Source organism: Leptospira meyeri (genome assembly GCF_004368965.1).
Taxonomy (GTDB): Bacteria; Spirochaetota; Leptospiria; order Leptospirales; family Leptospiraceae; genus Leptospira_A; species Leptospira_A meyeri.
On the sequence record NZ_SORO01000001.1, the window covers coordinates 1368619 to 1395516 of the forward strand.

25 protein-coding genes are annotated in these 26898 nt (G+C 37.5%); 11 read left to right on the top strand and 14 right to left on the bottom strand.

All coding sequences use genetic code 11. The annotated features are described in order from the left end of the window. Positions 1-8 precede the first annotated feature (8 nt). Genes CLV96_RS06380 through CLV96_RS06390 form a run of 3 tightly spaced genes read right to left on the bottom strand, consistent with a single transcriptional unit; the run spans position 9 to position 2233 of the window. Positions 9-1208 carry an ABC transporter ATP-binding protein gene (locus CLV96_RS06380; protein ID WP_004785276.1) on the bottom strand — a complete coding sequence of 400 codons (1200 nt, stop codon included), beginning with the start codon at positions 1206-1208 and terminating at the stop codon, positions 9-11. Between the two features lie 3 nt (positions 1209-1211). Then, positions 1212-1961 (bottom strand): ABC transporter permease, encoded by a 750-nt coding sequence (locus tag CLV96_RS06385; RefSeq protein ID WP_004786514.1) that lies wholly within the window; start codon positions 1959-1961, stop codon positions 1212-1214. A 56-nt stretch (positions 1962-2017) separates the two neighbouring features. Further along, positions 2018-2233: an LIC12298 family protein gene (locus tag CLV96_RS06390; protein WP_004784346.1), complete on the bottom strand. Its 216-nt coding sequence runs from the start codon at positions 2231-2233 to the stop codon at positions 2018-2020. Positions 2234-2536: 303 nt separating this feature from the next. Here CLV96_RS06390 and CLV96_RS06395 point away from each other — a divergent pair, with 303 nt between their 5' ends. After that, positions 2537-4084, top strand: a complete 1548-nt coding sequence (locus CLV96_RS06395) for a hypothetical protein (RefSeq protein ID WP_004786171.1) — start codon at positions 2537-2539, stop codon at positions 4082-4084. Here CLV96_RS06395 and CLV96_RS06400 read toward each other — a convergent pair. From CLV96_RS06400 to CLV96_RS06435, 8 genes are read right to left on the bottom strand one after another with little or no spacing between them, the layout of a single operon-like run. After that, complete coding sequence (locus CLV96_RS06400; protein ID WP_004785288.1) at positions 4081-4578, bottom strand: LIC_11959 family protein; 498 nt, start codon at positions 4576-4578, stop codon at positions 4081-4083. The genes CLV96_RS06395 and CLV96_RS06400 overlap by 4 nt on opposite strands. Next, complete coding sequence (locus CLV96_RS06405) at positions 4575-5612, bottom strand: HEAT repeat domain-containing protein (protein WP_004786816.1); 1038 nt, start codon at positions 5610-5612, stop codon at positions 4575-4577. The genes CLV96_RS06400 and CLV96_RS06405 overlap by 4 nt, the downstream gene beginning before the upstream one ends. A 22-nt stretch (positions 5613-5634) precedes the next feature. After that, positions 5635-6105, bottom strand: a complete 471-nt coding sequence (locus CLV96_RS06410; protein WP_004786902.1) for a response regulator — start codon at positions 6103-6105, stop codon at positions 5635-5637. A 49-nt stretch (positions 6106-6154) separates the two neighbouring features. Further along, positions 6155-8668, bottom strand: coding sequence for a glycogen/starch/alpha-glucan phosphorylase (locus CLV96_RS06415; protein ID WP_004787702.1), 2514 nt, complete (start codon positions 8666-8668; stop codon positions 6155-6157). A 52-nt stretch (positions 8669-8720) separates the two neighbouring features. Beyond that, entirely contained in the window at positions 8721-9185 is a 465-nt protein-coding gene (locus CLV96_RS06420) for a DUF192 domain-containing protein (protein ID WP_004785643.1), read from the bottom strand. Between the two features lie 3 nt (positions 9186-9188). Continuing rightward, entirely contained in the window at positions 9189-9965 is a 777-nt protein-coding gene (locus tag CLV96_RS06425; RefSeq protein ID WP_414534293.1) for an enoyl-CoA hydratase-related protein, read from the bottom strand. Between the two features lie 5 nt (positions 9966-9970). Further along, entirely contained in the window at positions 9971-11338 is a 1368-nt protein-coding gene (locus CLV96_RS06430; protein ID WP_004787678.1) for a PP2C family protein-serine/threonine phosphatase, read from the bottom strand. Beyond that, complete coding sequence (locus tag CLV96_RS06435) at positions 11339-11680, bottom strand: hypothetical protein (protein ID WP_004786771.1); 342 nt, start codon at positions 11678-11680, stop codon at positions 11339-11341. Between the two features lie 19 nt (positions 11681-11699). Between CLV96_RS06435 and CLV96_RS06440 the strand changes: the two genes are divergently transcribed. From CLV96_RS06440 to CLV96_RS06485, 10 genes are all read left to right on the top strand, one after another. Continuing rightward, the gene (locus tag CLV96_RS06440; protein ID WP_004785374.1) at positions 11700-12725 is read left to right on the top strand and encodes a hypothetical protein; all 1026 of its coding nucleotides are present in this window, start codon (positions 11700-11702) and stop codon (positions 12723-12725) included. Beyond that, positions 12685-14013 carry a hypothetical protein gene (locus CLV96_RS06445; protein WP_004784154.1) on the top strand — a complete coding sequence of 443 codons (1329 nt, stop codon included), beginning with the start codon at positions 12685-12687 and terminating at the stop codon, positions 14011-14013. Before CLV96_RS06440 ends, CLV96_RS06445 begins: the two co-directional genes overlap by 41 nt. Positions 14014-14113: 100 nt before the next feature. Beyond that, positions 14114-15862 (top strand): methyl-accepting chemotaxis protein, encoded by a 1749-nt coding sequence (locus tag CLV96_RS06450; RefSeq protein WP_004787455.1) that lies wholly within the window; start codon positions 14114-14116, stop codon positions 15860-15862. A 7-nt stretch (positions 15863-15869) separates the two neighbouring features. Beyond that, on the top strand, positions 15870-16373 hold the full coding sequence (locus CLV96_RS06455; protein ID WP_040917286.1) for a chemotaxis protein CheW: 504 nt from the start codon (positions 15870-15872) through the stop codon (positions 16371-16373). Between the two features lie 3 nt (positions 16374-16376). Continuing rightward, positions 16377-18257 carry a chemotaxis protein CheA gene (locus CLV96_RS06460; RefSeq protein ID WP_004786011.1) on the top strand — a complete coding sequence of 627 codons (1881 nt, stop codon included), beginning with the start codon at positions 16377-16379 and terminating at the stop codon, positions 18255-18257. Then, the gene (locus tag CLV96_RS06465; RefSeq protein ID WP_004784918.1) at positions 18254-19297 is read left to right on the top strand and encodes a protein-glutamate methylesterase/protein-glutamine glutaminase; all 1044 of its coding nucleotides are present in this window, start codon (positions 18254-18256) and stop codon (positions 19295-19297) included. Before CLV96_RS06460 ends, CLV96_RS06465 begins: the two co-directional genes overlap by 4 nt. Beyond that, positions 19294-20550, top strand: coding sequence for an ATP-binding protein (locus tag CLV96_RS06470; protein ID WP_004786735.1), 1257 nt, complete (start codon positions 19294-19296; stop codon positions 20548-20550). Before CLV96_RS06465 ends, CLV96_RS06470 begins: the two co-directional genes overlap by 4 nt. Positions 20551-20552: 2 nt before the next feature. After that, positions 20553-20912 (top strand): response regulator, encoded by a 360-nt coding sequence (locus CLV96_RS06475; protein WP_004787467.1) that lies wholly within the window; start codon positions 20553-20555, stop codon positions 20910-20912. A gap of 7 nt (positions 20913-20919) precedes the next feature. Beyond that, positions 20920-21285 (top strand): response regulator, encoded by a 366-nt coding sequence (locus tag CLV96_RS06480; RefSeq protein ID WP_004787315.1) that lies wholly within the window; start codon positions 20920-20922, stop codon positions 21283-21285. Beyond that, positions 21285-23771 carry an ATP-binding protein gene (locus CLV96_RS06485; protein WP_040917285.1) on the top strand — a complete coding sequence of 829 codons (2487 nt, stop codon included), beginning with the start codon at positions 21285-21287 and terminating at the stop codon, positions 23769-23771. Before CLV96_RS06480 ends, CLV96_RS06485 begins: the two co-directional genes overlap by 1 nt. On the opposite strand, the gene purM is transcribed toward CLV96_RS06485, so the two are convergent. From purM to CLV96_RS06500, 3 genes are read right to left on the bottom strand one after another with little or no spacing between them, the layout of a single operon-like run. Continuing rightward, positions 23764-24789 (bottom strand): phosphoribosylformylglycinamidine cyclo-ligase, encoded by a 1026-nt coding sequence (purM, locus tag CLV96_RS06490; RefSeq protein WP_004784305.1) that lies wholly within the window; start codon positions 24787-24789, stop codon positions 23764-23766. The two genes, CLV96_RS06485 and purM, sit on opposite strands and share 8 nt — an antisense overlap. After that, complete coding sequence (gene murI / locus CLV96_RS06495; RefSeq protein WP_004787517.1) at positions 24782-25591, bottom strand: glutamate racemase; 810 nt, start codon at positions 25589-25591, stop codon at positions 24782-24784. The genes purM and murI overlap by 8 nt, the downstream gene beginning before the upstream one ends. Further along, a complete protein-coding gene (locus tag CLV96_RS06500) occupies positions 25592-26893 on the bottom strand; it encodes a pyridoxal phosphate-dependent aminotransferase (RefSeq protein WP_004785511.1) in 1302 nt (433 codons plus the stop codon). Positions 26894-26898: the final 5 nt, after the last annotated feature.

Sequence of the window (26898 nt, forward strand, 5' to 3'; positions counted from 1 at the left end):
CCGTTTTTCTATTCCGATTTGGAAACGGTTTGGATTTGAAATTCCGTAGGTAAATGACAAAGACCTACGAATTTTTCGATTTTTCCTCTTTCTACCTCAAAGTCCAAAATGGATTCGGCCCAAAAATAGCTCCCTTCTATATGGGTCTCTCCTTTGTGGATAGAAACTCCCAAACTGTATTTCCCATCACTAAATTGGATGGGGAATTGGAATTCGACTACCGAACGTTCCGACTCTTGGATCTTTAAATTTTTTCTACCCAAGTGATATGAATTGGTTCCGAAAACACGAATCCCCTTCTCACTATCAATATGGAATCCAATAGTAGCGTCGTGGATCTCTTTGTTTGTTTGGAATTCAATTCGCAGAGTGACCTTGGCTCCCAGGAAGTGGTGTCTTGTGTCCAAGCCCTTATCATTTCGGAGAGAAACCAAAACATTTTGGATCAATTCAGAATTTGGGATTAAGGAAGGTTCAGCTTTTTTGGCCAATACGTGCATATATTCTTCGATAGCAAGCCTTGGACTTCCATCAAACAGCAAACTGCCATGGTCCAAAAGGATTGCTCTTGTGCAAAAATAAGAGATCAATCCAAGATCATGGCTTACAACCAAAATGCAAGACCCAAGATTAGAAAATTCTTTGATCCGTTTCAAACATTTTTGTTGGAAACTCGCATCACCGACGGCTAATGCCTCATCTACAATTAAAATGTCTGGGCGTTTTGCAGTTGCGAGACTAAAACCAAGGCGCATTGCCATTCCGGAACTATAATTCTTTAAAGGTGAATTTCGAAATTCATTCAGCTCAGCAAACTCAAAAATAGAATCGATTAGATCTTTGATTTCGGAAGGTTTATATCCCCAAACAAGACCATTGTAATATACATTTTCTTCTCCAGAAAGTTCTGGATTGAATCCGACGCTAAGTTCGAGGAGTGCTCGAACCGAACCATTCACAATTAGATTTCCTTTATCTTTACTGATAACACCCGTAATTAATTTTAAGAGTGTTGATTTACCTGCTCCATTTTTTCCAATGATCCCTAAGATTTCACCAGAACCAACTTGTAGATTTAACGATTGTATAGCGGTAAAATTTAAATCTATGCCGAAATATCCAAAACTGATTCCTGCTAAAATTCGTTTCCAAGGTTTTGAAAATCCATGATAGTCTTTAGTTAGATTTTCTAAGACAACGGAAGGCATAGATCAAAGATGGTCCAAAATGACCGACTGAAATTTACGTTTGGCAAGTAAATAGACAAGAAGGAAAAACAAAAGAAAAGGTAAAATTTGAATCCAGTCAAATTGTGGAGTATAACCCGGAATGACAGAAGTACGAAAGATATCCAAAGGAATGGTAAATGGATTGAGTCGATTCCAATCTTTTAAATAACCGGTAGGATAATATAAAATCGGGATACCCCAAAATATCAACTGACTCACCAAACGGATCAAAGGTGAAATATCTTTTAACAAAATATTTAGCCTTGAAAGATAATGGAGAAGTAACATCAAATACAACCCAGCAAAAACAAGGATGACATATCCAACAAAAATACCAGGCAGGTTTAGCTTACCAGAATAAGCCAGGTATAAAAATACAGGAATGGAAGTGACTAAACTATGAATGAGAAACTGAACATAGGGAATCCATAAAAACAAATCAATGCCAAGACTGGAACGTTTGAGTAAACTTCGGTTATCGGTGAGAATCCCTGTTCCACGAACCAACAGTTCTTGGATGGGGATCCAATAGAGGAGTCCTGTTAAAAGATAGGCGGTAAAATCTTCTTGTGTGGAAGGAGTTTTTAAGTTGAGCACCAAAAAAACAAGTGCATACAAACTAATGAGTACTAGGTTCTGCAAAAACATCCAGGAGATTCCCAAAAAGGATCCTGCATACTGCAATGCGTAGTCTCGTCGAACAAGGGCCCAAAGTATGGATACTTTCTCCATACTTTGATTGTCGGCCAGTGCCACCCAGTTCTAGAACGGGAAGCCTGTTTTTGGTCCTACATCCTTTTCAGGTTCTTTTGGCCAAGAGCAGAGAGACCTGGGGACACCCACTCTCCATTCTGAACCACTTCCCCTTGGAAGGCTTCTAGCAAATACTCTTCAAAGGTCTTCCCAGTTTGGTTCTGGGAAAATCCCTTTTTCGGACCTTGGCCTGCGAGGCCTTGGTCCTTGTGGCGGTTGTAAGCGGGTTGTTGGATGGATCGAACGATCATAGGTTTTTCCTCCCCGTCATCATGTTAGACGACATAAAACTAAAAAATAATACCAATAATATACTAAACGCTTGTTTACACTACTTAACATTTGGAAAGTTAAGTCAATATTTTTTTCACGTTCTTATCGGTTTCTATATATAAATTTAGCATCCCCCTGGGACAAAACCCGCCCTGGCCTGATTTTTTTTCATTGGGAGGTTAAGAATATGTCCCTTTTTAGAAAAAAGCAACCAGACTTAGGACAAAAAATCGAAAATTCCAACCTCAATCCTGGTGGATTGGCAGAAAATTGGGGTTATTTTGTGGATTTCTTTCGTACAGACTTTATTTGCCGTAGAAAAAAAGCCGGACCAAGTCACCATTCCGCAACTTTTAAAAGCAGGGTTCCCACCCCATTTGGCCGCCGCATGGAAAGAAAAGTCCAAACAATCCCCAGAAAAATTTTTAGAATGGAAAAAATCGCTCAAAGGAAAGGAAGCAGCCCTTGTTTCCAAGGTTTGGAAAGAACAACAAATTACAGTTTACGAAAACAAACAAAAGTTAGCTGAAGAAAGTACATACCAAAAGAAAGAAAGATATCCAGAGAAAGAAAAGAATCCAAAAACCAAAGAAACAACAACGAAAACAAAAGAAGCACCGGATTTTAGTGATGAACTTTTTTTTGGAATGAGTTACCAAAATTTAGATGTCAGGTATCTACCAAGAAAAGAAAAAAACCATTCTTCTGTCTTTTTGGGCGGCAAAGGCAAGGGACAAATTTGGATTTTAGAAAAACGAGATGAAGAATTCTCCTATGGAGTAAACCTTACTTACAAACCATTTCGATTCACCTCTGGGAGTCGTTACAAACCCATTCCCCACTTTTACTTTGCCAAAGATCCAAACTTCTATTCTCAATTGGAACGAACCGGTTCTCCCCTACCCCAACCCATTACATTTTCAAATTTTTTCGGTTATCGATTGTTAGTTGATACAAGGGAATATGAACTAGGGATTTACCATGCCGCAATCTTTTCCTCCTATCCAGGGATTTATTTTGTGTCACCAAACAAATCCTATTCGGGAGTTTGGTCGGCCGGAGATAACAAATCCAGTTTGTACATCAATGATTCTTGGAATTCCAAAGATTTGGGATCACACAGAATTCAATCCGAATCCATATCCAACAAACAAGAATCGGTTGGGTTTGTTTATTTAAAATCAGAATCACCTGGATCCCAATTCTTCTTTGATGCCACCGCATATAGAGACTCTCCTTTGCTCTACGGCGTTGTATCACCAGAAGAAGTGAGACCACAAATCCCACAAAGTTTGGGTTATACTAGAGTGAGTTTTAAACATTTAATTGGATCGGAGTTCTTAAGTTCTGTAGAAGGCCATCGGTATGAAAATGGGAGATCAGGATTTTTTCCACTTTTCTTCAGTGAATGGGGAAACTTAATCTATAGATACCGGGAATACAATGAATCAGGAAACTACAATTGGAACGAAATTGGCCGAGGTGGATTTTATGAATGGAGAAAGGAAAAAGCTGTGCTCTCCTTTGGATTTGAATCCAGAGAAAGCGGGGGACAGTGGGAAGGGAAACTAGCAATCCCATTTGGAACAAACAACTTACTTGAGTTAAGTGGAATTTTTAGAGAAGGAAATCCACTTACCAGAGCTTGGTTTGAAAATTGGACTTACGCGACTGATTTTAATATCAACTTAACCGATAGGGCTGAAATCATTAAACTCAAATGGGTAAGTCCGTTTATTTCACTAAACGTCAGTTATTCTGAAAAAGAGAATGATCCCAATCCCATTTTATTCATTAATTTTCAGTTATTACAAAAAATTGATCTTTAATACAAAAGATCATCTGTTCTAACTTCTATGTATTCAATCAACTTAAAGATAGGGACCGATTGTCTGTCGGCAAATTCTTTTGGTTCTGCTGGTAGTTTTTTAGGTGTAGGGAGAGAGGAACGTCTCCCTCTCTCATCCACAGAATAAAAATAATAGCCGATCCATTCACCTTTCACTCGGTAAGGATTTCCTGGGAATAAGTCCTTCACAAAAAATTCCGCATCCAAATCGAATTTATTCCGTCTGTATCGGTAATGAATTTCATCTCCGTTTAAGTCATAAAAAACAACAAAATCCCCTTGTTTTCCTTTAAAAAACAGTTTCCACTCCAAAGGAAAAGTTCCCGATTTTTGGAACTCTGATTTCCCATCCAAAATTCTTTTTTCAGAACGAGAAATAGGACCCGTATAACGCCCATCATCTTCCGAATAAATAGAAATTCCCCAAAATAGAAAAAGGAAAATAGATAAAGAAATGAAAACTCTGCAATTCATTTCGGCTCTTCTTCCGATTTTTCTTCCGGTGATTTTTCTTCATCAGGCAACGTTTCTTTTCCATTAATTTGATCAATGGCTTTTTTAGCAGCTTTCTGTACCTTAGGGCTTGGGTCTCGGTCTCTTTTGTATTCCAATAATTCTAAAGCTTTGGGATCTTTCAAATTTCCCATAAATTCGATGGCCCGCAGTCGCACCATACTATCATCATCTCGCGCAAATTCATTCAATTCTTGGAATACTTCTTTGTCTCCCATCGTGACAAGAGCACCAATGGCATAAATTTTTAAGGATTGAGCTTTTTTGGCATCCAACTTGCCTGCTGTTTTTTTGAGAGAATCAAGTAATTCATATAACTTTGGTTTTGCTGTTTCAGATTTTAATTTCCCTAATGTATTCATCGAATAACATCGTAAAGTGGTCGGCTGGATTTCATCAAAGGCAACTTCCATGAGAGCCGACTCTGCATCTGCATAAAGAACCGATCCGAAATACAAAGCAATTTGACCGCGCATATCGGCATTATTAAATTTTTCGCGGAACTTGGTTTCTAAGAAAGGAGCTGCCGTTTTTCCCTCTGGTAATTCCCCAAGTGCGCTAATATAAAGGCTCAGTGAGTTAGAATTTTTAGTAAAATCTTCTTTTTTTACTTTTTCGAGTAAAGGACTCGTTGCTTCTGCTAATTTCATTTTTTTAGCAGAAGTCACTGCTTGTTTAGCTACATCTTCATTTGCATCTTCAAACAAACCAATGATGGTGTCTTTATTTTCTTTTAAATCTAAGTCACCAATGGTTTTTAAGAGGACAATTTTCATCCCCATGTCTTTTTCTGTTTTTAATTGTTCGCCAACTAATATATAAAGTTCACTTGCACTTTCTTTTGGAAAACGAGTGAGTTCACCTAATGCTTGTTTCCTTTCCTGACTAGTTCCATAACGAACCATCTTGGAAAGCACATCTTTTTTTTTGGCTAATTGTTCTGGACTGAGTTCTTTCTCTTTCCCCCAAATCGAAGAAAGAGAAATAAAAATCAAAAGAATAAAGAGGAGATTTTTTTTACTGCTGCTGGGATTCCAATTCGATGATGCGACGGTTGAGGGCTTGGATGAGGTGTTGGTTTTCCAAGTTTTGTCTGAACTTATCGAGTAGGTCTTTGATGTCTTTGGATAGTTCTTCAATGTTCCAAGGTTTTTCGACATACCGACTGAGTCCTCCGTTGTTAATGGCATATATGGCAGAATCAAGTCCCGCCTGGCCTGTCAGTAGGATTTTAATCGCATCAGGAAGGCGGTGGTGCACCTGCTCCAAAAATCGATCCCCTTTCATTCCAGGCATCACTTGGTCAGAAACAATCAACTCTACGATGTCGTTGCTACTGATGATTTCGTCGATGAGGGAGAGCGCTTCTTCCGCACTACCGGCAGTCTCAATGATATGGGATTCGCCAAATCGTGCCAGGAGTTGTTCCGCAAGCGTTTCCAATACCGATACTTCATCATCGACACATATAATATAACCTTTACTCATTTGGGACCCTTTCCTTGGAACAATACAACCTTAGTTCTTTTATGTCGATTCAGTTTTGTGGCAATTTGTAGATAGTTTTTGGAGGAACTGTGTCAAGTAGAGGAACCCTCCAGATCTCTTTGGCATACTCCCGAATGGTTCTATCAGAAGAGAATTTGCCTGACCTTGCCACATTCAAAATTGATTTTTTAGTCCAAGTGGTCTCATCCAAATAATCCCTCGCCACAAGGTTTTGGGTTTCGTCATAGGCATTAAAATCGGCCATCAGTAAATAATTGTCCGTATAATACAAACTATCGTAAATGGGGCCAAAAATTCCCGGCTCCCCCATAGAGAAAAAATTCTCACGAATCATGAGGAGAACCCGGTGCAGTTCGTCGTTTTTGCGAATGTAATCGGCTGGTTGGTATCCAGCTTCTTTCAAACGAAACACTTCTTCTGTATGGAGTCCAAAGATATAAATATTTTCAGGCCCCACTTCTTCAAGGATTTCCACATTGGCACCATCCAAAGTTCCAATGGTCAATGCACCGTTTAACATAAATTTCATGTTACTTGTTCCAGAGGCTTCGGTTCCAGCTGTCGAAATTTGTTCAGAAAGATTACTACCTGGAATGATTTTTTCCGCTAAACTCACTCGGTAATTAGGCAAAAAAACCACTTTCAGCCTATCCGCTACATCAGGATCACGGTTGATGATCCATGCCACATTGTTGATGAGTTTGATGATGAGTTTGGCCATATAATAACCGGGAGCAGCCTTCCCGCCAAAAATAACGGTTCGCGGTGTCATTTCGCGAGAAGGATTTTCTTTGATTCGTCTGTACAAAGCAATCACTCGCAAGATATTGAGAAGTTGGCGTTTGTATTCGTGAAACCTTTTAATTTGTACATCGATGAGTGATTTTGGATCGATGGTGATCCCTGTTTCGCTTTTGATGAGTTTGGCCAATTCATCTTTGGCAGTTTGTTTTACAAGTCGCCAATCATTTTGGAAGTCGACATCATTCACAAAAGTTTCCAGTTTCTTTAAGTGAGAAAGATCTGTTGTAAATTCGTTTCCGATTCGTTTGGAGATTAGATTCGCCAAACTCGGGTTTGATTGGAGTAACCAACGACGAGGAGTAATTCCATTGGTTTTGTTATTAAATTTTTCAGGGAATACCTTGGTAAATGCTTGGAAAATGGTTTTTTTAATGAGTTCAGAATGTAGTTCGGCTACCCCATTGACTCGATAAGATCCAATGACCGCCAAGTTTGCCATACGAATTCTTTTTTCATTTCCTTCTTCAATGATACTGACTCTTTGGATTTCCTCATCTGACAAAATCCCTTTGTTCCGAACCTCGGTCAAAAAACGATGATTGATTTCATATATGATTTCCAAATGTCTTGGTAAAAGTTTTTCAAAAAGTTCCACTCGCCAAGTTTCCAAAGCTTCTGGCAAAACTGTATGATTGGTATAAGAAAAAACTTTTGTGACGATCTCCCAAGCGGGTTCCCAATCCATCTCTTCATTATCCAAAAAAACTCGCATAAGCTCAGCAATCCCAATACTTGGATGAGTATCATTCAATTGGATGGCAACGTAGTTTGGAAGTTCTTTCAAGTTTTGTGTAGATTCACGATATTGAGTTAAGATGTCTTGGAGAGAGGCACAAACCATAAAATATTGTTGTTTGAGTCTTAGCACCTTTCCTTGTTCGGTGGTGTCATTGGGATACAATACTTTGGAAATATTTTCTGAAATAGATTTATCTTGTACGGCTTTCATATAATCGCCGTGGTTAAAATAATCCAAATTAAATTCTTCGGAAGATTTGGCAGCCCAAAGCCTTAAATAGTTCACCGTACTCGTGTTAAATCCAGGAATGGGATAATCATGCGCCGAAGCAAGAACCGTTTCATCAGGAACCCAATCATGTTGGATTTTTCCTTTTCCCGAAACCCTAGTCTCCGTATGTCCAAAAAAACCGACAGAAAAAGAGATATCCGACCTTACCACCTCATATGGTACTCCATCTGCATCCCAGTGGTCGGGCATTTCCAATTGGCTGCCGTTAGCAATGATTTGGTTAAAAATTCCATAATCATAACGAATTCCATACCCAAACCCAGGGACATTCAATGTGGCCATCGAATCTAAAAAACAAGCGGCAAGCCGGCCTAACCCACCGTTACCAAGTCCCGCATCAGTTTCAAATTCTAAAACATCTGTGAGTTCAAAGCCAATTCCTCTTAACATTACTTGAATTGTTTCGTATAACCCAAGATTGATGAGCGCATTCATTAAAGTGCGGCCCATTAAAAATTCTAAAGAAAAATAAAACACTCGTTTTGGGTTTTCATTCCTATATCGTTCGTGAGTGACATTCAACCGATCGATTAAAAAATCCCTAATGGTATGGCCAAGTGCTTTGTATATATCTTCGTTTTTAAGATTGAACCTGTTTTTTCCAATGGTATATTCAAGATGGTGAGCAAATTGTTTTTCCATCGAAGCCAAGTCGGCTTTTTGTTCTTCTGATAAAAGGGTAATTAAACGAGGATTGTTGACAACCATGCTAAAGGATGGTAAAGAACTACAGAAAGAGATTCAAGTAAAAAGAGAAAATTTAATCGCGAGCAGAGACCTTTCGTTCCAAAGTAAGGACCGCATCTTTCCCGATTTTATGTTTGGCGAACCAACCTTGGTTGACTTCCAAAGCATACATCGCCGGTTTTCTTGCATTATAAACTTCTTCTGTTTGATTGGGTTTCATATCGAATGATTCTAAAAGTCGCATATCTTCTGAAAAGTAACCAATCGATAAAGGGATTAGTGTGTTCTTCATCCAAAAACTTAGATAATCTGGACGAGGAAAAACAAAAAGCATCCCTTCATCCTCCCCTAATTTCGTACGATACATAAGCCCTGTCGCTCTTGTCGAAGGATTGTTGGCAATTTCTAATTTTAAAACGCGGTCAGCCACACTCCCGAAAAGAACCTCGGGAGTATTGGTTTGCGACGGAAAGGATTCTGCCTGTTTACAAACAGAAAGAGTCAATAAAACTAGTAGAATTCCAATCCTTGTTTTCATAGACTATCCTTTGAAGTTTGGTTTTCTTTTTTCTAGAAAAGCCGAAAGGCCTTCTTTGGTTTCTTCGTCGGCAAACCTTCCACCGAAAAGTTGTTTTTCCCAATCCAGTCCACGATCCATATTGGTTTCCAAACCTTGGCGAATGGCTGTTTTTGCCGCCTTAATGGCGTTAGGTCCACGAGATAATATGGTCGAAAGTGTTTTTTCCGATTCATTTAATAACTCGGCAGGTTCAGTCACCTTATTGATGATCCCGAGTCTATATCCTTCTTCTGCAGAAATCATATCCCCGGATAAAATAAGTTCTGTTGCTCTTCCGACTCCAATCAGCCTTGGAAGCCTTTGCGACCCACCAAAACCTGGAAGTAATCCTAGTGTCACTTCAGGTAAACCTAATTTTGCAGATGCAACCGCATAACGAATGTCACATGCCATTGCCAATTCCATTCCTCCACCTAAACAAAATCCATTGATAGCAGCAATCGAGATGAGGTTTGATAATTCAAGCTTTCTAAAAACTGTTTGTCCAAGTTCAGAAAAAGCTTGTCCTTCTCTTACATTAAACTCTTTCATTTTAGCAATGTCTGCTCCAGCAACAAAAGCTTTTCCTTCCCCAGTCAAAATGAACCCTCTCACGGCTGGATTGGATTCCAACTCTTCTACCATCTCACCAATTTGTGTGATGACGACATCGTTCAGTGCATTTAGGGCCTCTGGCCTTTTGATGGTGACAAGAGCAAAATTGGATTTAATTTGGATATCTAAAAAAGACAAATGAATTCTCCTTATTCTTCTACTTCCAATATGAGAAACATGGTGTCATCAGAAAAACTATCGAGTCCGTAGTTGGCTTTTAATTCGGTGAGCAAACAAAGTTCAAGTTCTTTGATATTAGAACTTTGTCTATGTCGATTGAGAAGTGCAAGTAGGCCTTCTGTTCCTAAAGAATTTCCTTCTGGATCTGTGGATTCTATGAGCCCATCTGTATAAATAAAAAAACGATCTCCTGGAGCAATGGGTATCGTTTTTTCGGAAATCGGTGGGATTTTAATATTAAAACCGAGAATGGCTCCTTGGGTTTCCAATTCCTGAAAGTCTTCTCCTTTGTGAGCCAAAATCAAATAGGGATGACCAGCATTTCCCAGGGTTAGTTTTTTCTCGATAAAATCGAAAAATAAATAAATGGCGGAGGCATGGTATTTGTTCAAGTCATGGGCCAAACGATCATCTAAATAATCCATCAGTTTGGCTGGTGCCGTTTTAAAACGATAGGGAATGGTAGAAACAAGGACCTTCATAATGGAGGCAACCATTGCGGAAGAAATTCCATGCCCAGCCACATCTGTTAAAAAAACTCCAACGTTTCCTTCCCGAAGTTGTACAAAATCAAAGAAGTCTCCCCCGATCACATTGGGACTTTTTCGATAATAAGTAAATGCTAGACTGGGAATTTTGATATTTCCAGGAAAGAGTGCATCTTGTACTTTTTTTGCAAGTTCTAACTCGTGTAACATGAACCTTCTTTCTTCAGAAAGACTGTACATGTCAGTGGTGTCCTTTCGTTTGTTTAAGACAAAAACTGTTCCGAGTGTGGCACTTCCCCAATACACTAAAATCAAAAAGTATTTACTAAAAAAAGAAAATTGATCCGAAACAGAAGAAGGTAAATTGAATATATAAATAATATGTAATATAGAAAAATAAAAAGCACTCAAAATACATGCCTTGGGATCAAGCCTTGTGCTATACAAAAGAATGGGGAAAATAAAAGACATGAGATAGGAATTTAATAAATAAAAACTACCAAGGGATGGGAAAGAATGGATTCCCATCATAAAAACAACATATACCAATCCATCACCAACAAATCCACTGAAGTAAATGACTCTTTGGATGGGAATGTTCTTTGTATAAAACTGTAAAAGTAAAATTAACCGAGCTATCGATACACCCAGAAGATAAGGCAAAATTCGCATTTGAATTTCAGAAAACGGAGGTGCAATTAATAAGGAATAAACAATGATATGAGTGATAAAAATATAAAACGTATATTCTTTATCATAGCGGGCTTCTACTAACTTTAAAATCTCCCATTCTGATTTAGTAGGTTTACGAAAGATTTCTTTAAAGTATAAATAAAACGAACGTGTCAATCAGGGTTCTCCCCATACCAAAGTTTGGATCTCTGATCCATTCAAGGTGATGGTGAAAGGTTTTCCGGAATCCAAATACTTGTCCATTTGATTCGCAAGTTCGAACGCTTTTTTCTCATCTTCCATTCGTAAGAAAAAAGGGTGAGAAAGGGCTTTGTAATTGTAAGGGAATCGTTCGGAAACGATGAGTGTCACCCGGTAGTGGTCAGGTCTCCTTTCCATCACAATATGAGATACTTCTTTTCTAGTTAAAATCCGAACATCAGGTCGTAAATTCCACGGATTGATTTCAGCGAAAAGGATTCCGGGTAAAAAAAAGCATAGACCAACAAATCCTTTCATATAGAAATACAATCGGCAAATGCGATCGAATCCTTACATCATATCCTTAGTTCCTTTCCTTTTTTGGCTCTGCATACCCACTTCGTTTTCCCTTCCTCAAAACCCGTACGCCCATTGGGCAAAAAATAATATTGGATTACAATCGAAGAATCTTCCGCAGATCCAAGGCACATGGAATACAAGAGTTTATCCTTTGGATTCCAAACGATTGGAAACACTCACAACCATCAATGCTATTGATGAAATTACCGACATTCCCAAACCAACTAAGGATTTATCCCCTTGGAAAGTGGAATTAAATCAAATCTTCCAATCAATGCCGAAAGAATTGAACGTTCTTACCAACTCTCTCGTGTATGGAATTTATTTTGTTACCGACTTAGGTTCTACTGGACTCACTGGGATTGTGAGAAATGAAGAAGGTAAACCCATTGGTGGCATTATTTTTCTAGATTCTAATTTACTAATGGATGGCTGTAATGATTGGGCAACCAAAAAAGAAACTACGGCCTTCCTTCCTACCAAAGAACACTCCATCCAAGTCCATTTGGATCATTCGAATTCCAAACAAATCGCATTACGTTTCATCATCTTACATGAATTAGGACATATTTTATCTGTCGTACAAGGGCATACACCTGACTTTTCAGAAACCCAAAGAGATTTTAGGAATTTTCCTCTCTTTGATGGGATTTGGTGGTCAGAAACTTACTCTCCATACGAAGCAACTTTTTTTCCCGAAAGAAACAAGATCAAATTTTATCAAAATACTCCTACCCTATCATTATTTCCTGAAGGCAAACTGATTTATAAAAAACTAAACAACACAGGGTTTGTATCATTATATGCAGCAACAAATGCGGATGATACGTATGCGGAAGCATTTGCACAATATGTACATGTTTTTTTATACAAAAACGAATACAAAGTCATCCTGACTTCCAATGGAATTTCGGAAATAGTCCTACTTGATCCGATTCGAAAAGAAGGAGGGAGAAGATTTCGTGAAACATTCCAGAACATTTTCGCAAATCAAAGTCTATAGCTTTCTTTTTTTGATTTTCATGGTTTCTCTTTCTCTTCATTCGGAAACTGTTTCTAATGATACCAAACCCCTACTCATTGAAACCAATACAGAAATTGTATCGGACTTTCTTTGGCGAGGGAATTCATTCGCAGGTGAAGCCGAAAACCGAAGGAATGGTGCGAGTTACCAAAGTTTTACTTATGCCCCCGCACTCCAACCATCCATCACTGTTTGGTCGCCGGAAAAAAAATTCCAATGGTCACTTTTTGGAAACTTCCAACTAACAAATAGAGACGATAGAGATTCGGATAGGCGCATTTTCCAATCAAAACCTGGTGGGGTTGGACCCTCTTATTTGGGAGAAGAACCAAAATTCTTTGATCCGTACGAACAAGACCCTTGTGTTCGTTCCATCCAAGAAAGAGTCTCTAGTGGTGGAAATGGTTCTGATCCCTGTATGGGATACAGTCCCAATGAAGGTTATGGCCCTAAAAAAGAACCGAACGGTAATAGTCGATCGGATGGAATGTTTTTTTCTATGAGTTATCATTTTGATCCCAGTCGGTATGGAGATTTTGTAGTTGGGATTTGGTTTTATAATACATTCCAAAAAACACCAAGTTCACTTCTTGCTCCGAATACGCAAAAACAGAATCCTTACGTTTCCGGAGGACCATCTAACACACAAAATGCGAATAATCCGGACGCCATCACAAGACTTGTTTGGCACGAGTATTTTGTTCAATGGAAACTCCCCTTTCTAAAAATTGTGAATCCTACCCTCTCCTACTACACACAGTATTCTACTGAGAATGGTGGACTTATGTCTGGAAAAAATTATCTTTCTTTGAGTGCTTCCTATACATTTCGCAAGGAGGAATTTTTTAGAATTATGCCTCATTTCAATCTGGGTTATGCCATGAGCAATAATGCGGTTGATAATCGCAACGGAATCCAAGACGTCACCACTTCCACTTCCTTCTTCTTTGGAGATTTTTTTATCAAACTCGCACATATCTTTCGTCCTGACCTCTACCTTTGGGACACAAATAATTATTATGGATATGCAGGAGGGGATCCAAACAAAGCACATTGGAACCGAAGCTCGGAAGATGGAAAAGTTACCAATCCTTCTCGGATTTATGGTGCGGACAATACCTCAATTCTTAACTCAATCGAACAAATCAATACTGGGAATTCCCTTATAGATGCGTTTGCAAAAACCTGGCTCAGGGAATCATATACCTTACAAAGAATCCCATCTCATTTATTCTATGTTAGCTTAGGATATTCGAAAACATTTTAGTACTTTTTTAGCTATTTCTGTTTTTTATTATTTAATATTAGGAAACGCTTGACTAACCAAATTCATGAATTAGAATTCCGTCCACCTCTAGGGAAAAACTATGAAATGGATTCACGATCTTAAAATTCGAGTCAAATTACTTTTGGCTTTTATGGTAACCATTCTTTTGATGATTGTTGTCGCAGGAGCTAGCTTCTATTCTGCACGTCAAATTTTAGCGTCACTTCATACTGTGTTTGAAGACAGAGTGGTTCCAATTAGTCAAATCAAAGAAGTTTCTGATGCCTATTTGATTGGAATTGTAGATTCAGCCAATAAGGTCCGCGCCAAAAAAATTACTGTTGAAGAAGCACTTGAATCAATCAGAGAATCAGAAACGAAAGCAGATGCAGTTTGGAAAGTTTATTTAGGAACCTATCTTGTTCCTGAAGAAAAAGCGATCATCGATCAGATGGAAAAAGAATTTCCACCACTCAAAGCAGGAGTCAAACAACTTCGTATCCTCCTAGAAACAAGAAACGAAGTTGAATTAGAAAAGTTTGTCACTGTGGATATGTACCCCATCTTTGAACCACTTACTCACCACTTAGATGATTTGATTCGTGTTCAACTAAAAGTGGCCAAAGAAGAATATCATAAATCGGAAGCACAGTTCAAAAGTTCTCTGGCCATTGTCACTGCAGTTGTAGCCATTGCTTTCGTTTTGGTTTTTGTCATTGCGATCTTTTTCTCTGATTCCATTGCTGCTCCTATGAAAAAAATTGTGGAGGTAGCACAAACAGTATCCATCGGGGATCTGGATGTTGATTTAGAAACAAAACATAAAACTCATGCCAATGCAAAACACTTAGAAGGAAACGAAATTCAACAACTTTCACAAGCTTTTATGGAACTTGTTTCTTTTATCAAAGAAAGAGCAGAACACTTAGAACGAATTGCTAATTCAGATCTCAGTGCCGATGTCACACTCAAATCAGAACGAGACCAACTGGGTCTGAGTTTGCGTCGTATGCTGATCAACCTATCTGATGTAGTAGAAAAACTTTATTTTTCCTCACAAGAAGTGGATTTGGGAGCCCAACAATTAGCGGATGCCAGCACTTCCCTTTCGGAAGCAGCCAGCGAACAAGCTAGTGCTGTAGAAGAAATTTCGGCAACCCTCACAGAAATAAGCAACAGTTTCCTTGCAAATGCTGAAAATGCAGAAAGAATGACAGAATTCTCGGAATCAACCGCAAAACAAGCATTAGAAGGAAATTCAAAAATGAAGGATCTAGTCTCTGCAATGGGAGAGATTAGTAATTCCTTTGACCAAATTTCAAAAATTAACAAGGTCATCAATGATATAGCATTCCAAACCAATATCTTAGCACTCAATGCAGCAGTTGAAGCAGCAAGAGCTGGTCAACATGGAAAAGGATTTGCTGTCGTCGCAGAAGAAGTTAGAAACCTTGCTCAAAAAAGTGCAAATGCTGCTGATGAAACCACCCTACTCATTGAGTCTTCGATGAAAAAAGTAAAACTAGGAAACGATGCCACGGAAAAAACCGCCGAAGTTCTTGGCCAAATTTCTGATAGTGCAGAGAACGTAAGTAATCTCACAAAAGATTTAGCCTTATCCATTCATGAACAAAAATCTGCTGTTTTACAAATCACCCAAGGCATAGACCAGGTAACAACCGTTACTTCAACTACTGCGGCTTCTGCCGAAGAAGTGGCCGCATCAAGCGAAACCTTAAAACGACAAGTTGAAATTATGCGGTCTGTAATCATGAGTTTTAAGCTAAAAGATGATGGATCTAAATCAACAGCCCTTACTCGGGTCGAAAGACCAAGAATTGTTTTGTAGGCCAGTGATGAATCAGCAATTAAAATCGTGGGATATGAGTGCAGACGAAGATACCATGAAAGATTTGTATCTTTGTTTTAGCTTGGAAAATAGGGATTATGCATTTGAAGTTCGTCACCTAACAGAGATATTGGCACTCCCTGCCATCACTACAATCCCAGGTACGGCACCCTTTCTGAAAGGTGTGATCAATATACGAGGAAAAATCATACCAGTGATGGATGTTCGATTGCGGTTTGATATGCCTTTTAAACCTTATCATGAAAGAACTTGTGTCCTTCTTGTTGAGTTGGATGGTTTACCACTTGGTTTGATCGTAGATACGGTTAACGATGTTTTAAGGATTCCTTCAGAAAATATTGACTTAGCTCCAAAAATTGGAGAATCAAAATCTTCTCGATTCATTTACGCCACTGGACGAGTAGGTGATTCAGTAAAGATTCTTATCAATCTACAAAGATTACTGACTGAAGAAGAAACAGTTTTGATTAAGGACATTCCGGGAAATTAATCCATGGAAAGAGACGATGTATTAGAATATCTGTTAGAAGCACGGGAAACACTTGAAAACATCGAAAAGGAACTCCTACAATTCGAGAAATCAACGTTAGATGGTAGCCTAGTAGAAAGAGAACTGCTTGATACATTATTTCGACATTTCCATACCATCAAAGGGAGCTCTGGTTTTTTTGGATTATCTGCCATTGTAAAAATGGCCCATGCAGCCGAAAATCTCCTCGATTATTTGCGAAACAATCCAGAAGCACAAGACGAAGACACTTTAGAATTACTGATCACTGCCCTCGACCACTTGAACGAGTTAGTGGAACACGAAGAATCGTCTCCATCTGGTGGCGATTTTTTTAACGAGGAACAAACCAAATTCTTAAAAAAATTGAACGACAAAAATGATTTAATCCGTGTTAAACAAATTCAAACAATAGAAACCTCAGAGCCTAAACAGGATGAGTCTGAGTTTGGATTGTTTTCTGAAACAAAGGAGAACAAAAATCAAAATGAAGAGTTTGGTTTATTCATAGAAAATTCGGCACCGAATACTAACGAAGAGTTTGGGCTGTTCTCAAATGACTCTAAACAATTACCAAATGAAGAGTTTGGATTATTTGCAAAACAAGAAGAACCTTTTGGGAAAGAATCTCTTAAAAAAACAGAGGAAATTTTAAAAACAGAAAAAAAATCTATTATCAAAAAAGATATTCGAATTGATACAGATAAGTTAGATTCTCTTCTCGACATTGTTGGAGAAATAGTCATCACCGAACCGATGGTAACCGATCATCCAGATATCACAAAACTCAAACTAGAAAACTTTCAAAAAACGGCTCTCCAGTTAAAAAAATTAATTAGAAATCTTCAGGAAATCACTCTTAGTTTAAGAATGGTTCCGATTGCCGGAATTTTCACCCGTATGGAACGTCTTGTGAGAGACACTGCAAAAAAAACAGGCAAACAGGTGTTACTTAGCATCTCCGGAGAAGATACGGAAATAGATAAATCCATCATTGAAGAAATGTATGACCCCTTAGTCCACATCATTCGAAATGCCATCGATCACGGATTAGAAACACCACAAGAAAGAAAAGAAGCCGGCAAACAACCTCAAGGGACAATCCAACTAACAGCGAATCAATCAGGTAAAGAAGTATGGATCGAAGTATGCGATGATGGAAAAGGTTTAAATCGAGAAAAAATTTTAAATAAAGCGATATCACTTGGACTCATCCATCAATCGGAAACAGAAAATCTTGAAGACAAAGATGTTTGGGAATTTTTATTTCATCCAGGTTTTTCTACAGCAAACCAAGTTACCGACTTATCCGGACGAGGTGTTGGCCTAGATGTCGTTAGAAAAAATGTAACCACATTAAAAGGATTCGTCGATGTATTTTCGAATTATGGCTACGGAACAACATTTCTCATTCGAGTCCCTTTGACTCTTGCCATCATTGAAGGACTCGTTGTTCGAAAGTCGGATACTTATTTTATCTTACCTTCCATAGATGTAAAGGAATCAATGTTTCTTTCCAATGAACCTATCAACGAACTATATAAGAATAACCATAGTATTCAATATAGAACCAACCAGATTTCCATTGTCGATATAAACTTATTATTCGGAAAAGATTCCGATTTAAACGATCAAAGGTATCTTAAAGAAAAATACTTAATTGTTACAGAATCACATGAAAAACAAATGGGGATTGTTTTTGATGAAATCCTAGGAAACCAATCGATTGTGATTAAACCCATATCACCAATATTTAAAAACATCAATGGTCTTGCCGGTTGCACCATACTTGGCAACGGCCATGCAGGTTTAATTCTTGATGTAAGAAAACTAATTAGCAACCATCTATCGTCGGTTACAATATGAAGAAACATACAGTCATTGTTGTGGATGATCAAAAATCTGTGCGCAGTATGATTAAACGTTGGATTGAATCTGATTCTAACTGGGAAGTCGTAGGAGAAGCAGCAAACCCTTATGAAGCCAGAGATCTCATAGTAGAAAAACAACCAGAGGCGATGACTTTAGATGTTCATATGCCGGGAATGGATGGAATTGTTTTTCTAAAAAAACTTCTCCCACAATATCCTATGCCAGTGATTATGTTTAGTTCCTCAACCACAGAAGGGGCTAGTATAACTTTGGAAGCACTTGAAGCAGGTGCCTTTGATTATGTAACCAAACCCATAGGCACACCAGAAAGTTTAACTGAAACAAAAGAAGACTTGCTCTCAAAATTAAAAGAAAGCCTAAATTACAATTTAACAAAGATTAGCTTTGACTCTCAAACTGAACCCCCGACAACAAAAAAAGATCACCAAAAGACAACCTTCAAAAGAAAATTCATCTTCATTGGTTCTTCAACAGGGGGAACAACCGCCTTACGAAATTTGTTAAACAACGTCGATGAAAGTTTCCCACCGATTCTGATTGCGCAACATATGCCCGAGAACTTTACAGCTTTGTTCGCACAGCGACTCAACGCTGATTTAAAGGTGCGGGTGAAAGAAGCAAAAGACAAAGAAGTTTTACAATCTGGCCATGTATACATTGCGCCCGGGAATTTCCACCTTGGGATCCAAAAGATTGGTCCAGAGTATTATACAAAAATATTCCAAACAGATAAAAAGAATGGGCATAGACCATCTGTGGATGTTTTATTCGAATCGGCAAGCGAACTAGGAATCGCAGAGAATAGCATCGGCATTATACTTACAGGAATGGGTAGTGACGGAGCTTCGGGTCTATTGGCATTAAAAAACCAAGGGTGCCTCACCATTGGACAGAATAAGGAAACATGCGTTGTTTATGGGATGCCAAAAGTTGCCTACGAATTAGGAGCAGTCACTTATCAAGTTCCTTTAAATATGATGGTAGATAAAATTAGGGAAATTGCCTCATTATGATTCCGCATAGTTTGTTATTTGATAGCGAAAACACAAAACACACTGCAAAATTATTAAAGGAAATAAATTATACCTTTGAAAGAGTAGTTCAATTTGAAGAAATTGCAAAAGCTTTGGAAGATGGAAAATTTCATTTTCTAATATTTCACGTTGCAGATGTAACAAATGATGAAGAACAAAAGAAACTTACAGAACTCACCAAACATTTTCCACAAACGCTAATTCTTGTCATCACTGACAAAACCAAATGGGATACCACAGCATCCCTCTTAAAACAACATATGGTTTATGATTTTATTCAAACACCAATAGAAATAAACCAGTTACAGTTTACATTAGACAGATCTCTTCAATACCTTTTAACAAAACTAAAATCTCAATTCATCAATGAAGCAGAGAATCATCTCTATAGACGTATGGTTGAAATTTTTGATTGGAAAAAATCCCTTTCTCACAAAGAAAACGAAAACATTGCATCAGATATCATTCACCAAATGAATATCAATCTATTTCAAGGCAGTGGAATTGGAACTTTAATGAGTGTTGTCAGTATTCTAATATCTAAAGGCAAATTAGATGATGAAGGGAAACATTATTCCATACCCAAAGCCATTATGGATTTATTAGTAGAGAATTATGACGCTGCCAAAAGTATGTTTGACAGCATGTCTATTTCGCAATCGGTCATCGATGATGAAACAATTATTGAAAGCAAAGAATCTCCACAAAAACTTCTATCCATTATCAATGGAGAAATGGAAATTTTAAACGAAGCACTTACAATCAAATCACAAAAATTTAATTTAAGTCAAATCCCAACTTCAGTTGTAGGTAAAAAAATTCGTTTTGACGAATCAAAACTCTCCTATGTCATTCGAGAAATTCTACTCAATGCCATCAAATATTCGAGAGATAAAGATATTATTTATGTAATTTTCTTTCACAAAGAAAATTTTTTAGAATTAAAGGTAATTAATCCAGCATATCAAAATGACGATGGAAGCAGTGGAGTTCCAGAAAAATATGAAACCTTCGTTTTCGAACCTTTTTTCAGAATTTCATCGGTAGTCGATGATAGTTACGCGAAATTTGAACAATTCAGATTTGGGCTCGGCCTGCCACTGGTAAAAAAAATTTTAGACCAACACCAATCCAATGTTCAAATTTATAATATAGAGAATAACTTTAGAAATGAAAATTCAAAAGATGTATGTTTAACAATTCGATTTCCATTGTTTGATAAGGAGAAATAAAAATGGCAAAAATTCTAACAGTTGACGATGCACCGGCAGTTTTAAAAATACTGAACCTGGTCTTAACAACAGAAGGACACGAAGTTACATCAGCTACCAACGGAACAGATGCACTTCAAAAAATTGAATCATCGAGTTTTGACATAGGAATTTTTGATGTGAATATGCCAGGAATGACTGGGATTGAGTTAACAGAAAAGGCACTAAAAACAGAAAATGGTAAATCCATGAAAATTGTCATGCTCACAACTGAATCAAGTGATGAAATGAAAAACAAAGGGAAGGCAGCAGGCGCAGTGGGATGGCTTGTAAAACCGTTTGCCAACGAATCTTTGGTTAAACTTATTTCTCAATTAACGTAGTTAAACGATGGCATCTATTCTTGTAGTCGATGACTCCTCTGCCGTTTTAAAAATTGTTCGATTGGCCTTGAGTAGTCAGGGTCATAGAGTCATTACTTGCGATTCAGGGGAAGAAGCTTTAGAAATTCTGAAAGCAGACCCATCCATTAGTCTCGGTATTTTTGACTTCAACATGCCAGGTTTAAGTGGGGTGGATTTAATTCTCGAAACCAAAAAAAAAGTTGGGAACAGTAATTTCAAATTATTAGTTTTATCTGTTGAGAACAAACCAGAAATCATCTCTAACGCTTTGTTTCAAGGTGCAGATGCCTGGATGCTGAAACCATTCAACAACGAACAGTTAATCAAACAAGTAGCGGAGCTTCTATATTAATGTTATCCTTGGAAGTAAACGTAATCTTTGCAGTTACCATAATATCTGTAATATTCAATACTTCATTAGCGTTTATAATTTACTTTCTATCAAAACACTCCAAATCAGAAGTGAAGTTAGTATATACGGCTTTTTTTTTAGCTGTTCTCGTATTTAGAAACTTTGCCCTTTATCTCTTTGGAGAAGAAAACGAAAAGATCTTTTTTTTCTTCTCGGAAAGTTGTTCAATTTTTGGTTCTTATCTACTAATAGCTGCGATAGCACCTGTTGCGACAAAGAAAATCAAACCAACCTACCTATATTTTATTTCAATTTTTGTTTATCTATTGTTTGTTACTCTTCTATTAACAGAAATAAGTTTTTTTTGGATCGCTTTCCCATCTTCTCTCTTTAATGCAGGAGTCCTTGTTATATTTGGAGTTATTGTTTATGAACTAAATACCTATCCCAAAGCATTTAGAATCTTCTTTTTAACTACATGTTTGATCATTGCCCTGCAGAGGCTTGCATTTCCCTACCTTTTTAGTTTAGAATGGTATAGGCCTCTCGGTTATATCATCAATACCTTGTTTATGTTTTTATTTGGAGTTGGCTGTATAATCTTTAATTTCAACATACAAACAAAAAAACTCAACTTATCATTAGAAGAATTAGAACTTTTACAGAAAACAATCAAAGATGTAAATGTCCGACTTCTCATCATGTACAACCAACTGCCTGCTATCATTTATAATATTGAATTTTTACCTGAACCAAGGACTTCTTATATCAGCCCGAAAATGGAGGAAATCACTGGTTATGGCCTGAATTTCTTTTATGAAAATCCAGATTTTTTCAAGGAGATTGTGATCCCAGAAGACCAACACAAAATCGCCGAATTGTTTGCTGGTCACTCGCCGGTGATTCTTCGGATGATTCACGCCAATGGTTCACTCATTTGGACAGAACATTATGTGAATGTTTCTTTTGATATACTGGGAATCGAAAAACGTATTGATGTAGTGGCACTCGATATTACGAAATCAAAAAAAACAGAAATTTCCTTATTACAGGAGAAAAATTTAAACAACACTGTATTTGATAATGCTGCAAACTTAATTTTGTTAACAGATGCAAAAGGATTGATTGAAAGTATCAACTCTGCTGCGGAAACTATCTTAGGAATACAAAAAATAGATGTTTTAGGAAAATACATTCAAGATGTAATTTTATTACCGGAAGACAGAGAGTATCTTAAAGATGTGTTAGATGATGTTAATGAAATCCAAAACATTGCAGAAAGTTTAATTTTACGATGTGTGACCACGACAAACCAAATTCTTTTTTTAGAATGGAGACTAGGGATCATTCGTGATAACCGTAGCGAACCTTCGAAGATCATATGGATTGGAATTGATCAAACATCAAAACGTGCAGCAGAAATAGAGCTCAAAGAATTGAATAAATCTCTAGAAGAAAAAGTGAAAGCAAGAACCAAAGAATTACAATCTAGTAATTTTGAATTGAACTCTGCTCTTTTTGCTTTAAGAGAAGCACAACAAAAATTAATTCAAAGCGAGAAAATGGTTTCTCTTGGACAGTTGGTTTCTGGACTTGCGCATGAAATTAACAATCCCATTGGGATGATCAAATCATCAGTAGAAACATTAATTTCCGAATGGGAAGAAGAAAGGATCCAGGAAAAAACATTACGTATTAGCGAATTGATTAAGTTAATTCTGGATACTGATCCTAGTGGACTTCGTATCATCACGGGACTATCCAATAGGCAAGCTCGCATATCACTGATTGATAGTTTCAGAAAACATGAACTTCCTTTTAGCGAAGAACTTGCAGAACTCTTTGTTGATTCGGGGATACGCAATGTATCTCACCCGATCATCTCTAAAATCAAATCAACCATTCAGAACAAAGAGGATTTCCAAATTTTAAGAAGAATTTTACTCGTAAAACAATCCTCCGAACATATTTTATATTCAGTAAAACGGCTTTCAAAAATTACATACACTCTTAAAAACTTTGCAGGACTACAATCCAACTTAGAATTATCCGACTATTCATTAACCGATACAATTCATTCAGCAGTATCCCTTTATAAGGAATATTTTTTACGTGATATCAATCTTGTATTAAATTTAGAATATAGTGGGAACGTTCGATGCATTCAAGGAGATTTAGTTCAGCTCTGGAGCCAAATCATTTGGAACTCCATTCAAGCGGTTGCTTCCAAGGGCACAATCCAGATTCGAAGTTTTAAAAAATCAGAAACAGTTGTTGTAGAAATTGAAGATTCAGGAGTTGGAGTTTCACCAGAAAATCAAACAAAAGTGTTTATGCCTTTTTTCTCAACAAAGACAACCGGAGATGGCCTCGGGCTTGGGTTATATTTAGTAAAAGAAATTGCAAACAGGCACAATGCGAATGTAGAATTTGAATCTAACCCAGGAAGAACTGTTTTTAAAGTGATTTTTCCCTTAACTACTTAATTGTAATTTTTTCTGTAGAATTTGTTTTACCAATCAAATAAACATCTTCGCCAAGAGATTTCAATTCGGACATCACATCATCCGTATGAGATGGATCCACTACAAGAATGTATCCAATCCCCATATTAAAAGTCCCATACATGTCGTGACGATCCAATGCATAATCTTTTTCTAATTTGGAAAAAACATAACTTTCTGGAAGATGAGTGATTTCCGCACCAATTCCTTTGGGTAATACTCGCGGGATATTTTCATAAAATCCTCCTCCAGTTATGTGAACCATTCCTTTAATGGAAAACTTTTCAATTAAACTCAAAATAGTTTTTACATAAATTTTTGTTGGTTGGAAAATATGATCTTTTAAAAAATCCAATTCCGCAGTAGAAGATGGTAATTTTCCATCTTTTAATAATAATCTTCTAATAAGAGAAAAACCGTTGCTATGTGGTCCAGAGGAACCGAGCCCAATGATAGAATCGCCAACTTTGATCGTACGGCCATCAATCATCTTTTGTTTTTCAACAACACCAACTACAAAGCCAGCCAAATCATATTCATCATCAGGCATTACTCCTGGGTGTTCAGCCGTTTCCCCACCAACAAGAGCACAATCCGCCAACTGACAACCCTTAACGATACCAGATACGATGGCTTCCATTCTTGGCAGAAATAATTTCCCACAGGCAATATAATCCTGAAAAAACAATGGTTTCCCACCATTCACAAGAATATCATTCACACACATTGCGACCAAATCAATCCCAACAGAGTCATGAATATCAAGTAACCGTGCAATTTGTAACTTGGTACCAACACCATCTGTTCCAGAAAGTAAAATTGGTTCTTGGTAAGACTTCAAAAAACCAACATCATAACAGGCGGCAAATCCACCTAACCCACCTAAAACATTTTTGTTATGCGTAGATGCTACATTTGTTTTGATTCGTTTAACAAACTCTTGCCCTTTTTCGGTATCAACGCCAGCTTCTTTATACGTAACTTTGTTTGAATTAGACATGGAGTTTTCCTGTAGTAGTATTAATGAGCGAAAGAGTGTGATTAGGAGTGATTGTTTTTGCAATCCTTCCTGCCAAATGAACATAGTCCGAATCAGAAGTATTTAAAAGAATATCCAACTGATTTTTATTTTCTTGGAAGTCAGGAAGATTCAAAACTCGTTTCATATGTAATGTAGTGCCTAAATTACCATCGTAAACTTTTACTTTTGGATAATTATAAATAATTCGTTCTTTGAGAAAAACATAGTGAGTGCAACCCAAAACAAAAACATCACAGTCTTTCACTACGGTTTTTATTTTTGAATCAAATAAATTCCAAGCATCTTCCCAAAGATCTTTGTCGATTAATTTAGCAAGACCTTCGCAAGGGACAGGAAGGATCTCAGTTCCCGCAGGGAATCCTGAAACCAGGTTTTTAAACTTTTCTTCTTTTAAAGTTAAGTCTGTTGCAAAAACCGCAATTTTTACTCCAGGATTTTCTGCTACTGCTGGTTTCAAAGCAGGTTCCATTCCAAAAATAGGGACAGAGTGTTTTGTTCTCAAAAAATCCGCTGCTGCCGACGTTGCCGTATTACAAGCAAACAAAACTGCTTCACAATCTTTTTCTAACAAATATTCAAAGGCATTTTTCGAAAGTTCCAAGACTTCCGATTTGGATTTTTGTCCGTAAGGTGAATTGATTAAGTCACCAAAGTAAATGTAATCAATATTAGACGTTTCTTTCCAGAGTGTCCTAAGGACAGATAGACCGCCAAGGCCTGAGTCAAAAATTCCAATTTTGTAACGGCCTCGTGAATTCATCTAAGATGCTAAATATTTCCTGATATTGTCAGCGAGAGTTTCATAAATCCACTCGAACTTTGTTTCATCTTCCTCTAATAGCGTGACTCTAAATCCATTTCGATTACAACAAAATGAACTAAGAGGAACAACACAGATTCCTGCAGAAGCTAACAAATGCAATACGAATCTTCGATCCAAAGCAGCTTTATCCATTAAGGGCGCCACAAAATCACGAACTTTTGTATTTACAATTGGAAGTGTCATATGAGATTTCAATGCCCCGTCCTCAAAGAGGACAGTTAAATAAAAAGCACCTTTGGGTTGAATGACTTTAACACCAGGTATCCCGGTAAGAATCTTTGTAGCCTTTTCTGCTTTCTTTTTAAACTTCTGGTTTCTAAATTTTAAATGGTTTAAAAATTCTGGATGGGAATAAACAAGAGGGATGGAAAGTTGCGGAAGAGTCGTCGAACAAACCTCCAACATCTTTGCATCTAATAATGACTTAATGTATCTTTCAAAAGTTGGGTCATTTTTACGATTAAAAACCTCAAGCCAACCACATCGAGCACCTGGCCATGGAAATTCTTTAGAGATGGATCTGAGAGCAAAACCACAAACTTTGTCACCTATGACTTCTGATAAGTGGATACTTCCCCATTCTGAATAATTTACATGTGCATAAGTTTCATCGCAGATTAAAATGATATCATACTTTTCGCAAATTTTGACAATCTCTCGCATGACTTCTTTTGGATAAACAGCACCGGTTGGATTATCTGGATTGATCAGTAGAATCCCTGCGATTGAGTCATTATATTTTACTTTATTTTCAATATCTTCTAAATCAGGCATCCAATCATTATCTGGATTCAATTCATAAGTAAGGTGTTCATATCCAGAGTGTGCTGCTTCAGCGGAAGATAACGTAGAATAGGCGGGAGAAGGACCAAGTATCCTTGCTTCTCGTCTCATAAAACCAAAAATTTTTGCGACTGCATCCCCAAGACCATTAAAAAACAAAATGTCCTCAGATGTGATTTGTGCCCCACCACGTTCATTGACTTTGGATGCTAAAAACTTACGAGTGGTTTCGTCCCCTTGTGTCGCTGTGTAGGCCCAAGATTTGTTTTGGGCTACAAGTCCACTGACGATATCCTTCATCCAAGTTGGTACAGATTCTCCTTTTTGGATGGGATCACCGATGTTTTCCCAGGTGATACTAACTCCCATTGCCTCAATTTGTTTAGCAAGGGCAACAATCTGGCGGATTTCATAAATGAGTGCATCAGCACCCGAGTGGACTATATTTCTTCTCATAAAAT